Source organism: Terriglobus saanensis SP1PR4 (assembly GCF_000179915.2).
GTDB lineage: Bacteria > Acidobacteriota > Terriglobia > Terriglobales > Acidobacteriaceae > Terriglobus > Terriglobus saanensis.
In genome coordinates this window covers 211585-227014 of sequence record NC_014963.1, presented here as the reverse complement: position 1 = coordinate 227014, position 15430 = coordinate 211585, and the positions used below count along the sequence as shown (strand labels likewise).

At 55.7% G+C, this 15430-nt stretch carries 13 protein-coding genes; 6 read left to right on the top strand and 7 right to left on the bottom strand.

Annotation, left to right across the window (positions count from 1 at the left end; translation table 11 throughout):
* Nucleotides 1-41: 41 nt before the first annotated feature.
* Nucleotides 42-956, bottom strand: a complete 915-nt coding sequence (locus ACIPR4_RS00970; RefSeq protein WP_013566771.1) for a right-handed parallel beta-helix repeat-containing protein — start codon at nt 954-956, stop codon at nt 42-44.
* Between the two features lie 148 nt (nt 957-1104).
* Here ACIPR4_RS00970 and ACIPR4_RS00965 point away from each other — a divergent pair, with 148 nt between their 5' ends.
* Nucleotides 1105-2211 (top strand): glycosyltransferase family 17 protein, encoded by a 1107-nt coding sequence (locus ACIPR4_RS00965; protein WP_013566770.1) that lies wholly within the window; start codon nt 1105-1107, stop codon nt 2209-2211.
* 24 nt (nt 2212-2235) lie between these two features.
* On the opposite strand, the gene ACIPR4_RS00960 is transcribed toward ACIPR4_RS00965, so the two are convergent.
* A complete protein-coding gene (locus tag ACIPR4_RS00960; protein ID WP_013566769.1) occupies nt 2236-2511 on the bottom strand; it encodes a PqqD family protein in 276 nt (91 codons plus the stop codon).
* Between the two features lie 293 nt (nt 2512-2804).
* Between ACIPR4_RS00960 and ACIPR4_RS00955 the strand changes: the two genes are divergently transcribed.
* From ACIPR4_RS00955 to ACIPR4_RS22650, 4 genes are read left to right on the top strand one after another with little or no spacing between them, the layout of a single operon-like run.
* The gene (locus ACIPR4_RS00955) at nt 2805-3254 is read left to right on the top strand and encodes a lasso peptide biosynthesis B2 protein (RefSeq protein ID WP_083811865.1); all 450 of its coding nucleotides are present in this window, start codon (nt 2805-2807) and stop codon (nt 3252-3254) included.
* Nucleotides 3251-5134 (top strand): asparagine synthase-related protein, encoded by a 1884-nt coding sequence (locus ACIPR4_RS00950; RefSeq protein WP_245536545.1) that lies wholly within the window; start codon nt 3251-3253, stop codon nt 5132-5134. Before ACIPR4_RS00955 ends, ACIPR4_RS00950 begins: the two co-directional genes overlap by 4 nt.
* Nucleotides 5135-6001: a hypothetical protein gene (locus tag ACIPR4_RS21340; protein ID WP_013566766.1), complete on the top strand. Its 867-nt coding sequence runs from the start codon at nt 5135-5137 to the stop codon at nt 5999-6001.
* A gap of 54 nt (nt 6002-6055) precedes the next feature.
* On the top strand, nt 6056-6223 hold the full coding sequence (locus ACIPR4_RS22650) for a hypothetical protein (protein WP_013566765.1): 168 nt from the start codon (nt 6056-6058) through the stop codon (nt 6221-6223).
* A gap of 14 nt (nt 6224-6237) precedes the next feature.
* Here the strand turns inward: ACIPR4_RS22650 and ACIPR4_RS00940 are convergent, their stop codons facing one another.
* The 4 genes from ACIPR4_RS00940 to ACIPR4_RS00925 all read right to left on the bottom strand — a co-directional run bounded on the left by ACIPR4_RS00940 (nt 6238) and on the right by ACIPR4_RS00925 (nt 13208).
* Entirely contained in the window at nt 6238-7146 is a 909-nt protein-coding gene (locus tag ACIPR4_RS00940; protein WP_013566764.1) for a glycosyltransferase family 2 protein, read from the bottom strand.
* A 164-nt stretch (nt 7147-7310) separates the two neighbouring features.
* Nucleotides 7311-8807 (bottom strand): efflux transporter outer membrane subunit, encoded by a 1497-nt coding sequence (locus tag ACIPR4_RS00935; protein WP_013566763.1) that lies wholly within the window; start codon nt 8805-8807, stop codon nt 7311-7313.
* Entirely contained in the window at nt 8791-10044 is a 1254-nt protein-coding gene (locus tag ACIPR4_RS00930) for an efflux RND transporter periplasmic adaptor subunit (protein ID WP_013566762.1), read from the bottom strand. Before ACIPR4_RS00930 ends, ACIPR4_RS00935 begins: the two co-directional genes overlap by 17 nt.
* Complete coding sequence (locus tag ACIPR4_RS00925) at nt 10041-13208, bottom strand: efflux RND transporter permease subunit (RefSeq protein ID WP_013566761.1); 3168 nt, start codon at nt 13206-13208, stop codon at nt 10041-10043. Before ACIPR4_RS00925 ends, ACIPR4_RS00930 begins: the two co-directional genes overlap by 4 nt.
* 142 nt (nt 13209-13350) lie before the next feature.
* On the opposite strand from ACIPR4_RS00925, the gene ACIPR4_RS00920 reads away from it, so the two are divergent.
* The gene (locus tag ACIPR4_RS00920; protein ID WP_013566760.1) at nt 13351-13644 is read left to right on the top strand and encodes an ArsR/SmtB family transcription factor; all 294 of its coding nucleotides are present in this window, start codon (nt 13351-13353) and stop codon (nt 13642-13644) included.
* Between the two features lie 15 nt (nt 13645-13659).
* On the opposite strand, the gene ACIPR4_RS21335 is transcribed toward ACIPR4_RS00920, so the two are convergent.
* Nucleotides 13660-15279 carry a GWxTD domain-containing protein gene (locus ACIPR4_RS21335; protein ID WP_049780753.1) on the bottom strand — a complete coding sequence of 540 codons (1620 nt, stop codon included), beginning with the start codon at nt 15277-15279 and terminating at the stop codon, nt 13660-13662.
* Nucleotides 15280-15430: the final 151 nt, after the last annotated feature.

Sequence of the window (15430 nt, the reverse complement as noted above, 5' to 3'; positions counted from 1 at the left end):
CTCATCACCTATCGTTGGTGAGCCTCGAAAGGGTTTGATCTTTACTGCACTGGAACGATCGATGTGACTGTGCCAGCTCCGGTGGCATGGTTGTTGAAATAGGAATAGATGTTTCCATTAGTGCTGGTCGAAAACGCGGAGCCATTCGAAGCGATGGAGACATTGGAGATACGAATGGTCGCGATCGTGCTGGCTCCACCGATGGCCTGCACTCCCGCTCCCCCATTGTCTGCGCTGGTGGCATCGGCGATGTTCAGAGCGGCGGCGCTCGTGGTAGCGTCTGCAACAAAACCGGCCCCGGAGTTATCGCTGGAAGAGCTGTTTCTTACCAGGCTTTTGCAGAAGGCTCCACAGAGCAAACCGCTTGCTCCGTTATTTTGGATGTAACTATCCACGATGGTTGCGTTCACACTGGCGACGGTCCCCAGAAGGGAGATTCCGCTGCCACCATTATCTCGAACCGTTGAATTCGTCACAGTAAGTTCCAAAGCAGCGTTCGTATTAACGTCGATCCCATTTCCGGTATTTCCGCTGATGACTGATCTTTCGATATGCACTGTTTTGGCCTGGATAATTCTTACCCCGATCCCGCCGGTCCCGGATCCATTGATCGAAAGATTCCTAAGCGTTACCACATCGCCGACGCCTGCATTGATCGTGATGCCATTCGCGCCAGAGCTGTTCAGGATGCCTCCAAGGCCCGCCATACCGTCCACCGTGATGCTCTTGGTGATCGTCAGAGAGCCGAATCCACCCGGATCTAGAATGTCGATTTCGCCACCTGCAGCTGTCTTCGAGATCGCGCCCGCAAAGGTATGGCAAGGAGCAGTACGACTGCAGGGATTGGCATCATCCCCTACACCAGAGACCCACGTGCGGGTTGCTTGTGCATGTGCGGAGACAGACGTAAGAAGTACGACCACTGAGACGACACAAAGAGTGCGCAGATTATTCATTGGAGCTCCAAGTCCTATACAGAGTTAGAAGTGGGAGAAGTGTACGCGTATCTTTTTCTCGGAGTGAACTCGGTAGTTAAAAATTTGGTTGTCCTATCAAAGTGCGAACTCGTACTTCCCCGCGAAGTTTGTAACATCTCTTTCTATCGTGGGTAATTACCAGAAATCGGCAGCTCGTATTTATGACACTTTCCTTTTCGATGGCGAGCTCGACTTACTGGAGCACCGTCTCCGCCAAAACTATGTCGATACGGATTTCTTCGTTCTGGTCGAAGCGGGAGAAACCTACCGAGGCGAGGATAAGTTATTTCATTATTTATCCCACCAAGAAAGATTTTCATGGGCTGCGGATAAGTTAAGAACGTTGCAACTTGCACGCCTGGGAGGTCCGTCCAGTTCGCCAAAGCAGAGAGCACAAGTCCAACGCAATGCGATCCTGTTCGCGCTCCGTGACGCCGGTCCGGAAGATATCGTTCTGCTCCTTGATTCCGATGAGATTCCGAGCGTATCTCTCTTACAGCGTTTGCATGCCGAGGGTTTGCAAGAACCCCATCGGCTTCAAATGACGCGCCACTATCAGAAGCTTGATCTTCTCGCTCCCGCGTCTACGTGCTGCGTGGATACTTCCCTTCCCTTTGCCTTTGCGGCGAACCATTCTGTCCCCGAGACTTGGGGTGAGTTGAAGTCGCTGTGGAGTGGCCGATCCGGAGTCGCCGCACCCGTTAAGAGCCTTCTGGAAAGCTCCCCTTTCTGGCTTCGCTTCGGGCCCGAAGAAAAGCCGGTGATCGCCGACGCCGGTCGTCATCTGACGGCAATCGATCCTTCGGCACAGCTCTCCAGCAAACTTGGACGCGTCTTTCACGCGGAGTGGGCCACTGGCCGCGGGATGCATCTTCCCCATCTCCTACGCTGCGAAGAACATGCCGTTCACCACAGAGGATGGTGGTATGCGGAACGGAGTCCCGGTGATCTTCCCGAAGATCTTCGTCGTCTTGCGACCGCATGTCCGACCACGCTCCGCCACAGCCCGCTGCCTCCCGTGTGGAAGCGAAGTGCGGTGCGCACTTGGGCCTGGGCAAGGACAAGTACAGCCTTCTCCGATAAAACAGTACGGTGGATCGATCTTCACTTCGACGAGCTTCTGCCGCTTCTCAGCCTGCCATTGCTCTGCGCAGGGATCGCGCGTTCTTTGTTGGCACGATTGTTACGCGGAAGACGGAGGCAAAGCACAGAAGAGGGTCATCTCCACCACTAAACATCTAAGGAAGACGGGAGACAGTTACAACCGCACGACAAATTTCTTCGACTCCAGGATCGCGAGAAATTCAGCGGTTTCTTCCGCGCAGTCCTCCGGAGCTACGGCAAACTCTTCCACCAGGGTGGAAACGAGTTGCGGCAGACCATAGCCCTCTTCCAAAAGCGCCCAGATGCGGCTGCCACTTTCGTTCAATTCCAGATAGACCCAGTCATTCACATGCAACAGAAGAGAGGTCTCACCCATGGTCGCCGCAACAACTTCCGATGCTCGCTTATAGACGACAAGGCTATCTTTCATATCTTTCCTATATTGATTTACACGTTTCCACGTGGAACTCTCTCCAGTGAGAAGGAGAAGTCTATCTCAGCCCTATAAGTGCTGTGCCTGCGTTCCTGCAGGCAATGGGCCAATCTCTCTAGCTACCTTACGAGATTTGTGATCACGTGTCTGACCTTCTCAACTTAGAGACCATAAGTTCCTTCCTCTTTCCTGCATATTTTCTTTCATGCCATCAACTTTTACTGGAAGGCCATTTGTCGATCGCAGTAGACAAACATAGAGTGTGAAGACCACGAGAGCATCAGTACTCTATGCGAGCACATTTGAGACGGTACGGATTGATTGCCGAGGCGACCTATCAACTTCTGAGGGCTTCGTGGAAGTTGCGTCTTCCCTTTGATCGTTCGGCAAAGGATCTTGCGCGACCTCTCCTGCAGGCAAACAGATTCCGGGATGAGGCGCGCACCGCGTTGGATGTTCGGGGAGCCCTGGCATCTGTTGATCGCAACCTTCCTCATCAGTGGACTTGCCTCGAGAAAGCGATGGCAGCACGCGGTATGCTGCGACAACGTCACATTGCTTCGACGCTCGTTTTATCTGTCGCACCCAGTGAAGGGGTAACGATAAAGGCGCACGCCTGGCTCGAGGCAGGTGGAGTCATCGTCACGGGACGTAGAGAGAAAGAACGTTACGTCCCGATCTACAGCTTCAACAATGCGGTCGTGCAGCCGCCGGGAGACGCGCCGCCTTGTTCGCAGTGATTGCTTCCGCAGAAGAGAACATTCGACCAGACGTGTTGCAGCGGACCAGCGAAGCTCTGCTAGGCAGAGGGAGCAATCTACGGCTCTGGCCCGAGGCCATCGCGGGAGAGAGATCAGACTTCCGTGCAGCGGTCGGCGTATCGGGTCTGCTTCCTGAAGATAAGTTCGACCGCCAGCCCATCCTTTCGGAAGACCGAGATACTGTGTTCGTCTGCCAGGCGAGATTGGACAATCGCGAAGACCTCCTACGTGCTCTCGACCTGCCACAGGCCACCGCAAGCCATGTGGCGGACTCTGCAATTCTTTACCGCTGCTTTCTCAAGTGGGGCCGGGTCTGCATGGGACATCTCGCGGGCGACTACGCGTTTGTCGCGTTCTCTCACAAAAAGAAAGAGCTCTTTGGCGCTACGGACCATGTTGGCCATACGCGTCTTTTTTATGCTCTGGCAGAAGGCAGATTGATCGTAAGTACGCAACTTACTGCGATTCGCGCTTGTCCATATCTCAAACCAACGATGCACGAGCAGGCGCTCGGGCTATGTGCCGAGGCGGTCTTTCTGAAAGGGCAAACTCCGTTTCGCGAGATCAGCGCGCTACCCGGCGGCCATTCTTTGCTCTGGAGTAATGGGCAGGTGAAGATCACGCGTTGGTGGGCTCCCCAAGACAAGTATCAGGCGCGGTTCAGCAACGCGGCGGACTACGTCGAAAGCGCGCGCGAGCTTTTTGAGAAGGCTGTGCAGTCCTGCCTGCGGTCTTCCTCCCCCGTGAGCGCGACACTCAGCGGCGGTCTCGATTCCGGTCTGGTCACAAGCATGGCGGCAAAACAGCTGCGCGCTTCAGGCCAGAGCATCACGGCCTACACCTCCGCGCCGCATCTCGACAATCCAAGCAATCGACGTACTGGATGGGACGCCGACGATGCGCCGTTTGCGGCAAAAACAGCTGCCTTCCATCAAAACATCGAGCACATCGTACTGCGAACGGATGGCCGCACGGCTCTTGACCTGATCCCGCAGATCCACGCTCGCAGCGCCACGCCCGTGCGGAATGGAGCGAACCACCTTTGGATCGATACCATCGCCCACAGGTTGAGAGAAAGGGGTTCGCGTGTTTTGTTGACCGGCGCTCACGGCAACTTCGCTCTCAGCTATAGCGGTCTGGGAGGATTTCGCGAACTCTGCCAGCATCTTCAATTCAGAGCGGCATTCGGGCTTGCGCTGGACATGCAGGCAGCGGGAGATCGCGCCGCCTGGAAGACCATCGCCGGAGGACTGCTTCCTCAATCCCTCTTCGATGCCCTGCGCTTCCGCGTCTACGGAGAGAAGGTGAGCCAAAGCCTGCCTGCTTGTCTCCTTGCCTCCGATTTTCAAAAGGCGAACAGTGAGGCCTTGCGTCGGTTGCGCCCCCCTCAACGAACACGGAAAGCCTTCTTGCGAGGGGCGCTCTCACCAGCGATGCTCTGGGCGGCGGATCCTCTGCCGCAGTGGGGCATAGAATTTCGCGACCCAACGAGCGACCGCCGATTGATTGAGCTTCTGCTTTCCTTTCCCCTCGCAGCGTTTTCCCCTGCGGGACAATCCCGTGGTCTGGCGCGCGAAGCAGGTCGAGGAGTGCTTCCGGAGTCGGTTCGCCTGCGCCGCACGCAGGGACAGCAGTCTGCAGACTACAGCTCCTCCATGGCGAGACAATGCGCGAACTATCGCCAGATCGCGGAGGATATGGCGGAGTCACCTGCCTGCATCCGTCTCCTCGATCTGGCCCTTCTGCGGCGCGCCATTTACGCAGTGGCCAACGGCGAAACTTCCCCTGTGCTCACAGGCAGGATCGATCGAGCCGCAGACATAGGATTATTTCTACTTCGACAAAATGCAGGAGGCTGATTGAAAAAAGCTGGCTTGCCTGTACCAGGAGTTCCCGGCGCTGAAATACGCGAAGTAGGTTCGCTCCCCGATGCACTGGAGGGCGCCGTCCGCGTTGCGCCCTTCTCTGTTGCAAAGCCCGGAGCCCTGTTACGCATCATGCCAGGCATCGGTAGATTTCTCGCCAGGGACGGATCGGTGATCGAGGTCTGCCGTGAAGAGGGTGTCAATCCCATTGCGTTCAATCAGTTTCTTTATGGGGCCGTGCGGGCGGCACTGATCTATCAGCGCGGAGGCTTCGCTCTGCATGGCGCTTGCCTGGTGCCCGCGGAACAAATGGAGGCCATCGCCATCGCTGCGCCTTCGGGGACAGGAAAATCGACGCTCGCGGGCGAGTTGGTGCGCCGGGGATGGTCGCTCCTGGGGGACGATCTCACGGCGATCTACTCCCAACCTGAAGGCATAATGGCCTGGCCGAGCCGTCCCGGCATCAAGTTATGGCGAGATGCCTGCGATCATCTCGAAATTGATGTGAGCGATCTGGATCGGCTGCCCGGAGCGAGGGACAAGTACACACTGCCCGTGGAAACACGGCCACATCCCGCGCGACTGCGAACGGTCTTTTTACTGGATCGAACTCGTTCCGACGGTATCGTTCCTATCACAGGCCCAGCGCGACTTTCTCTTTTGACTGAAAACTCTTATCGGCCAAACTATCTGGCTGCGCTCGGATGCATGCAGAGCCATCTGGAACTTACCTGCACTCTTTCCAACGCAATCGAATTTTCATATTTATGTCATGAAGGTTCAGTTGTATCTTGCGCAGATCTTATCGAAGATCACATAAATGCGGCTAATGGCCGATCAATTAAGATACAGAGCGAGTAGTATTATTTTTACTTACCGTCGCGGGACTTAGTGGCAGACGGTACTGGAGAGACTATGCAGAGCAGCAACGAAATAATCCAGAATATAGAACAGGCCAAGGGTGCTCAAAAAGCTCTTCGCACATGGAACAAGCCACAAGCCAAGATCGCCGAAGTGGCGCAGGTGACTCTTGCATCAAATACTACGTTCAATCTGTCCGATCTAGGTACCTGCGCCTCGTAGTTTGCCTGGCCGCATCAGCCCTCGGCCCTCGCAAGGCTTCTGTGGAGTTGCGCCTTCATGCGTGCCCGGAAGTAACCCAGCGCCTTGATGACGTAATAACTGGAGCCTAGAATCCATGCGAGAGTCCGCGCGCTTGCGTTCGGCTTTAATACAACGCTGCGCTCCCTGATGCGCTTCGCGACATTGCGATAATCGGTGCGAAGCTGCGCCCAGTTGGTAGCAAACGAGGTCTTCCTTTCAAGCGCATGATAAAAATGCTCGTTCTGCCCTGCTAACAGGGCTCGTTTAATAAATTTCTTTCCCGGTGGCGGCGGGTGTCTGGCGCGCGCCCCTGTCTGTTCGTATAGCGTAAGGCCCGCGTTCAGCAGTTGTATTCCAAGCTCCGTGCATTGGCCACGGTATAGATCCCGGTCGGGAAATGGAAAGCGAATAAACAGCGGACGCCGCATCGCGAGATTATTCGAGAGCAGGCTGATTGTGGGATGGAGCGGTGCCGCTGCCCTCGCGGGCTTGAAGATCCAGAAAAGCGCGACCGCCATATCGTATGGCCGCACAGAATCCAGATAAGTCGCACCCATGAGCACCGAGACCTCCCACCGCTGAAACGGGGTCAACATGCCTTCGAGCCAACCAGGGTCAGGAAGTAAATCCGTATCGAAAAAAATCAGGACTTGATTTTGGGCATGGCGCGCGCCGATGTTTTTCTTTTCGTAGTAATTGGCCGTAGAGGGGACTTTATATAAAAGGACAGGACAAGGCCATTTTGCGGGAGCGGCGGCGACATCCACAATGGACCGCAGGCACTCCTCTGCAATCACTTCCGGCTCATAACAGATAATGACTTCCGCAGGACCGTCGAGATCCGCGGCCAGTTCCGTCAACTGGCCACAGATGCCGCGAAGTCCCGCCAGTCCGCGGTCCAAGCCGCCCTCTTGAACTGTCTCCCACTCAAGAATGATCGAAGGTGCCGATAATTTTTTCAATTCTGAACCCACTTAGTGGAGAGAGTAGGCTACCTTACTCCACTAAGTCGATCTGCATATCGATTTCAATGAAATTTTTTTTCGTCTCATTTCAATTCTGGCGATTACTGCCATCCTCCTCCAAGGGCCGCGTAAAGCTGCACCAGCGAGACGGCCTCTTGCTCCTGGCTGAGCGCTAATTGCAGTTGCGCGTCATAGAGGTTGGTATCGTTCGTAAGTACTTCGAGATAGCTTGTATTTCCGCCGGAGTAACGTAGCCTCGCCAAACGCACAGCGTCCGTAGCAGAGACGACCAGCGCGGTCTGTTCCGCACGGCGTTCGCGCGTCTCCTTGTAAGCGACCAGAGAGTTCGAGACCTCCTTGAGTGCAGTCAGAATTGTCTTTCGATATTCGAGAAGCATCTCCTGTTGTTGCGCCTGCGAGTAGTGATAGTTACTACGGATGCGACCGCCGTCAAAGATGGGCTCGGACAGAGAACCGGCCGCGTACCAGTAAGCGTTCTTGCTGGAGAAGATGTTCTGTAGCTGGTTGCTGGCAGAGCCCCCCATACTCGTTAACGAGATCTGAGGGAAGAACTGCGCTTTGGCGACTCCAATGCGGGCGTTGGCCGCAATGAGCGTAGCCTCCGCACGCTGAATGTCGGGGCGTCTTTCCAGCAACTGTGAAGGTACGCCTGTCGGCACCTCTTCGGGATGCGGCTGGTCCGCGACCTTCAGACCGCGCTCTACGCCATCCGGATTGTGGCCGAGAAGGATGCTGATCGTGTTCTCCTGTACGGCAATCTGTCGGCGGATCTCGGGCAGGTTCGCCAGCGCGGAGTGGAGGAGTTCTTCTGCCTGTCGCGTGTCTGCCCTGGAACCGAAGCCGTACTTCTCCAGCGATTGCGTGAGCTGCAAAGAGTCCTGCCGAGCCTTGATGGTATTGTTGGTGATCTCTAACTGCTCATCGAGGCTGCGAAGCCGAAAGTATGCCTCGGCGACCTCTTGCACAAGCGTGACCCGTGTGGCGCGTTGTCCCCATGCGCTGGCGAGAAGTTCCGCACGGGCGGCCTCCGTCTGGCGGCGATACATGCCCCAGAAATCCAGGTTCCACGCCGCCGATGCGCTGAAGCCTCCGCCGCTAAAAAAGGAGTTTGCGGGAGTACCGTCGGACTTATTGCCCGCGAGCGAGCTGGGGATCTGCAGAGCGGAGTAACTGCCTCCGCCGTTGATCGTCGGCATCTGCTGCGACCGAGTGATACCCACCTGTGCCTGTGCTTCCAGCACTCGCTGCGCGGCAACGCGAAGGTCCAGGTTGTTCTGCAAGGCCTCCGCGACTAGCCGCTGCAGGACCGGATCCTGAAAGACCGCGGCCCATTGACGGTCGCCGAGCGACGCACCGGCCTGTGTTGCCGGTGCAATCTCAGGAGCCAATGCGCCACGATAGCTTTGCGGCGTGGTGCCCATAGGTCTCGCATAGTTTGGTCCCACGCGGCAACCGACGATCATCAACGTCAACAGACCCGCGAGTGCGGTCTGCAGGACATACCTGACCACCTTGCGTGATCTCGTCTCATCCATCGATTTACTTTGAGTCGGTTTGAAATCAGCGTACTTCGACATGTTCGCCCTCATTCAGGAGATCGCCAGGGCTTGCCACCAGCGACTCCGAGCCTTGCAGCCCATTCAGAATCTCGATTTCCTTGCCCATATCCTTGCCGATGGTGACGGGCACAAAGTGGATCGTTTGCCCTGCATCCATCGTGACCACATGCATTCCGCCTTGGTTCACTACAAGGGCGCTTGTAGGAATGATTAGAGAGTTGCGTTGCTGCGGCAGGGTGAACCTGACCTGCGCATACATGCCCGGTAGCAGCGAACCGTCCTTGTTGTCCAACTGCACTTCGGTGAGCATGGTGCGTGCGGCGTTGTTGAGAGCTCCCGCATTGCGAATCACAGTGCCTGTGTAGGCGCGTCCAAGACGCTCTTTCACATCGACTGCAGCGGTCTGCCCGTCTTTGATCGCAACCGCCTCAGACTGAGGGACATCGACCTGAATGCGCAACGTTCCGCTCTGCGCAATGCTAAAGAGCGGTTTGCCCGCAGCCGGCGTGCCAATGCTCACAAGATCGCCACGTTCCACATTGCGCTGCGTAATGACGCCGTCGAAGGGAGCGACGATCCGCTCGAAGCTTTGTGTCTGCTGGATACGCGAGACGTTCGCACGATTGGCCGTCACGTTCGCTTCCGCTGCCGTGATGTTGGCAGAAGCGGCGGAGACATCCGCCAACCGCGCGTTGTGCGATTGCACTGCGCTGTCTACAATCTGTTGCGAGATGGCATGCTGCTCTCCCAACGGAAGATCGCGCTCCTTGGTCAGGCGTGTAAGTTCAGCGTTGGCCCTCGCCTGTTCGAGCGCGGCCTTCGCTTGCTCAAGCGAAGCTTGCGACTGCGCTAGAGCGGCCTTGGCCTGCAAAAGCTGCTGATCGACTTCCGGAGAAGAGATCACCGCCAGGACCTGGCCTGCTTTCACCTTGGTGCCGATGTCCACACTACGACTGGCAAGGTAACCGTCCACACGTGCATACAGATTGGCACTGTAAAGCGGTTCAATGTTTCCGGGCAATTGCAGCACAGAGGTTGGCTCGCCCTGCTTTGGGTGAATGAGCGTGACCACCGGATGCGTGGCCGGTGCCTCACGTGAAGCAGCAAGGGCGTCGCGCTGTCGCGAGAGGCGTGGCACAACTCCGATGGCAACCAGCACGAGAAGAATCGCCACGGTCACACCCACTCGCAGAACTACGCTGGAGGACCGTGCAGTGGTCTCTTCGGTCGGAACGATTTGTGTCTGCTGCGTCATACTGCCTCCTGTGGCGTGTTGGCGTTTCTTCCGTGGATCAAAGTGAACATCAGAGGAACAAAGAAGAGCGTGGCGAAAGTGGCGACACCGAGACCGCCGATCACGGCCCGTGCCAGAGGTGCATTCTGCTCGCCGCCTTCTCCTATACCGAGCGCCATCGGCAACATGCCAATGATCATGGCGAAAGCCGTCATGATGATGGGGCGCAACCGCGTGAAGCCTGCGGTCAGGGCCGCTTCAAGAGGCGCGACTCCCTTTTCCCGAAGCTCGTTGGCGAAGGTCACCAGGAGAATCGAGTTGGCCGTAGCCACACCGATCGACATGATGGCTCCCATCAAGCTCGGGACGTTGAAGGTGGTCTGCGTGAGGAAGAGCGCCCAGACGATACCGCAGAAGGCTCCTGGCAGAGCGCAGATGATGATGAAGGGATCGAGCCAGCTCTGATAATTCACCACCATCAACAGGTAGACCAGCAGCGCGGCGAAGGTAAGACCGAGGCCCAGACGATTGAAGGCTTCGTTCATGCTCTCCACCTGTCCGCGTACAACGATCTTCGTACCCGGTGGTAGATGCGCACTCTCTTCCTTCACGATCTTGTTTACCTTCGAAGCGATGGAACCGAGATCGCTGTCCTGCGTATTCGCGAAGATGTCGAAGACGGGCGCACCGTTATGGTGGTTGATGACGACGGGCAGAATGGCAGGCGTCAGCGTTGCCATGTTGCCCAGCACCTCCGTGCGGTTACGCATTGTAGGAATCGGGATCGGCGTGTTCTGCAGCGCGTTGATAGAGTCGATGTTGTACTGCGGCGTCTGTGCGGCCACGGTATACGTAATGCCCATCTTGGGGTCCAGCCAGAAGTTCGGTTGCACCGCAGCGCTGGAGGCCAGCGAGATATACATGCTGTTCGCCACGTCCTGCTGCGTCAGACCGAACTGTGCGGCACGCACGCGATCAACGTCGAGATGAAGATCCGGTGCATCGACGACCTGATGCATATGCACATCCACCGCACCAGGAACTGAAGCGAGGCGCTCGCGAAGATGCCGTGCGATGTTGTAGTTTGCAGGATCGTAACCCTGCACCTGCACATCGATCGGCGCAGGCAGTCCAAAGTTCAAAATCTGCGTCACCATGTCGGCGGGCTGGAAGAAGAAGGTGAGATCGGGGAACTGCTTTTGCAGTTGCGACCGCAGCTCTTTCATATATTTTTCCGTGGAGCCGTGATGTTTTGCATTGAGGGCGATGAGCACCTCTCCATCGGCGCTGCTGATGGTTGCGCCGTCGCCGAAGGCATAGTTGAAGGTCTCGGGCGTCAGACCGATGTTGTCCATAATCAGATCGGTTTCATTCGCCGGGATCATCTTGCGAATCTGGTCTTCAACCTGGCTGAAGAGGACTTTCGTGGCCTCAATGCGGGTTCCAGGACGAGCCCGAATGTGCAGCTTGATCTGCCCTGCGTCCACCGAGGGAAAGAAGTCCCTACCGATGAAAGGCAATAGAAGGAACGCGGTAGACATGATCGCAATCGACGCAATGAGCGCTGGCTTTGGGTGATTCAAAACCTTTTCCAGCGAGCGCGTATAGACGCCCTGCACCCGGGCATAGCCTTCATTGAAGCGGTCGTTGATGCGGCCAAAGAAGGACGTTGACTTAGCCTGCTCTTCTTCGTGGATGCCATGCTTCTGCTCGGCGCCGAGAAAGAAGTTCACGAGTACCGGAACAAGCGTTCTCGAAAGCACATACGAGGCGAGCATAGCGAAGACGACTGCGAGCGCCATGGGCGTGAAGAGAAACTTTGCAGGACCGGTCAGGAAGACCACCGAGACGAAGACAATGCAGATCGTCAGTGTAGAGACGAGCGTTGGCGTTGCAATCTCAGAAGCGCCAATCAGCACCGCTTCCCGCAGGGGCTGGTCGTCCATATGGCGGTGGATATTTTCGATGGTGACCGTCGCGTCGTCCACCAGGATACCAATGGCCAGGGCAAGGCCGCCGAGCGTCATGGTATTCATCGTCTCGCCCATCGCACTCAGGACGATGATGGAACTAAGAATCGAAAGCGGAATGGAGATGGCGATAATGAGCGTGCTTCTCCAGCTACCGAGGAAGAGCAGGATCATCAACGCCGTAAGACTCGCGGCGATTACACCTTCGCGAAGTACGCCGACAATGGATGCTTTTACGAAGATGGATTGATCGAAGAGCTCCGTGATCTTCAATCCCTTGGGAGCCGCTGCACGCGAAGCAGGAAGAACATCGTTCTTGATCTGGTTGACGATGTCGAGCGTCGACACCGAGCCGGTCTTCATGATGGCGAGAAGCGCTGCCGGTTTGCCGTTCGCCCTGGCGACGTTCTGCTGCACCGACCAGCCGTCCCTCACGTGGGCCACATCACGCATATAAACGAGCGATCCGTTAACCGTCTTGATCGGCACATCGTTCAGCGAGAGCGCATCGACGGGGCTAGAGTTCGTACTGACCGTATATTCGCGCGCGTCGACTTTGGCTGTGCCTGAAGGGAGCGTCACGTTCTGCGCATTGATGGCCGCCGTAACATCGATCGGCGTTAGCCCTTTTGCGAGAAGCGCATTCTGGTCGAGGTCCACCATGATCTGCCGCGCGACTCCGCCGTAAGGCGTGGGCAGCAGCGTGCCGGGCACCGTTGTCAACTGCTGACGGATACGGAAGAGACCGTAGTCGTAGATCTCAGATTCGGAGAGCGTATCGCTCGAAAGAGCAAGCTGAATAATGGGGACGGTCGAGGCGCTAAACCGCAAAATCCACGGGGGATTTACACCAGGCGGCATGCGGAAGCGGATGGAGTTTACCGCCGCCCCCACCTGCGACATGGCCGCATCGATATGGACCTGCGGCTGGAACGAAATTTTAATGACACTTGCGCCGCTGGTTGTCTGGGAATCAATCGCCTTCACGTCATTCACCACCGCCATGACGAACTCACTGAAGGTGGTGACGCGCTGCTCCATCTCTTTCGCAGGCAGACCCGAGTAGGACCAGATGATCGTCACCACAGGGATGTCGATGTTAGGGAAGATGTCCGTCGGCGTCGTCGCGATGGAAGAGAAACCAAGAACAAGAATCAGGATCGCCGCTACAATGAAAGTGTAAGGACGATTCAAAGCAAGGCGGACAATCCACATCTCGAGTTCTCCAGTCGCGCAGCGGATCCAGCCTGCGAACTATTTAGATGAACGTCGAAATAGTTGGATTCAACTCTTAGGGGTTATTTTTTATAGGCGTCTTTTTAGTGCCCTTAATCCGCTCTAATGCGTCTCATTCCATATGGCAAGTATCAAGGACGACGAAGTCGCGCAGATCGGGAAGGCACTCGGAGATCCGAACCGGCTCGCCGTTTATACGCAGATTGCAGAACACGAAGAACTCTGCTGCAGCGACATGCACGCCAAGAACGCCATCTCCAACGCGACTTTGTCCCACCATTTGAAAGTGTTGACGGAACTTGGTCTGGTCTCTTCTCGCAAGGAGGGACTGAACGTCTATTACCGTACGGTTCCGGAAAAGCTCTCCGCGTATCTTCGTTACTTAAAAAACATTGGTACAAGCCTCAGCCGCTAGATTGCCTGTTTATCGCTATTTGGAAGAGGTTTTTTCTGCGACTACTTCGCCTGTACCTGCCGGAACCAGCAAAGTCCAAAGTGCTGGCGGTGCCGGGGATGCAGGGGCTACACGGAAGCTCAGAGATTGATAGACCGTACCGTGGTCTTCAGGATTTTCTACCTTGATAATCAACCGGTAGCTTGCAGGGCGAAGGATGTCCGTGCGAAAGTCTCTGCCGATGAGTAGATTGCCCGCTGCATCGAAATCGCCGCGGTCCACCGTCTGCTGCTCTTCCTGCTTTTCCTGAGAGCCCAGCTGTCCAATCACATAACTGATCTCAAGCGTCTTCCCACGGAGCTCCGTTGGCGTTCCCGCAGCCTCCCATAGTTGGAAGATCATGCGTAAGGGGTCTCCCTGCGCGATGGTGGTGTTGTCGGAACCGACGGGCGCCAGCTTCAAGCCGGAATAACTGAAGGGCAGATTACCCGCGTAATCTTTGCCCGGCACTTCCTTCGCCGCGAAGAATACCGAACTGATCGCCAGTGGATGATCGTACGCGGGCACAAGAAGGGTCTTCGTTTGCTGGAAGGTTTGATGGCTGATCTGATTCGTAAGTGCAAGATGCAGATCATAGTGACCTGGAGCGATAGGCAGACTTCCTTCAACACCGAAAATTTTGCTCTTGATCTCTTCAAACTGTTTCTGGCTGAGATAGTCGGAGAGCTTTTCTGTCTGACGATAGACTTCCTTACCCGAGGCAGATGTTAATTTCGCTTCGAGAACGAAGTTATAAAAGAAACGCCCATCCGCCTGCTGCGCCAATCCCAGGTCGCGGGGTTCACGGAAGCGAAGAAGGTAATTGACGCGCAGCTGCTTCGTAGAACTCCGCTCTACGACCGCAGTAAGATCGAAAAACTCTTCCCCAAGAATAATGCGATGGGAGACCTGCTCGGAGGCTCCTCGTCTCTCGCGAATACGTTCTTTATTGAGAGGAAGATTCCAGTAATTTCGGATGTTACTGAGTAAGATATCGGATTGCATCGAGGGCGAAGGCGATTTGAGATCGACAGGTTCACCAGGAATAAGAGACAGGGCGACATGGGCCATCTCGACTCCCAAGTCGTCGTTAATGATCTTGATCGCAACGGGATCGTTATTGACGGCGTCCGTACCATTGATCAGCTTTTGTGGCCTATCGCCGGTAGGTGAGTAGAGCTTGTAATCTTCAATCGGACTGGGTTTGTAAAAGAGCACATAGAAGTGGACGGGAATTGCCCCGCTGGTGTTCTGGTAAAACCACATCTGGATTGGCCGCAGGTGCTTCGATTCCGGATAAGACTGGATTTGCGCTGGTTCACCGAGTGTGATGTAGACCATTCCCCGAGCCGTGCTTGCTCCATCGTTCAGAGAGAGCGTGCCGAAGTGCTGATTTGCATAGGCCAATCGCTGATAATGTTCGTCCTTGAAGACATTGGTAGGGGCCGCAGGAGAAGGATTTCTGATCTTCCAGAATGTCTCGATGAACTGCTCGCGCGCCGTGTCCGAAGTGAGATGAAGAAACTCAGTTCTTTCTTCCGAAGTGATTAGGTAGTTCACTTCCTGGTTCAGCCAATGAGCATAGATCTCCGGCAGATGTGGATCTTTGGCTAACATACTCGACTGCGCGATAACTAGCGCCAATAAGAGACATGTAACTCGAACTGTAATAGATCCGAATGCCTTTATTCCCAAAATAGAACTGCCTGAATACATTGAGCGGAAATTCATAGTGTACGCGTCATTCTAATCCCATGTCGTTCCTTCG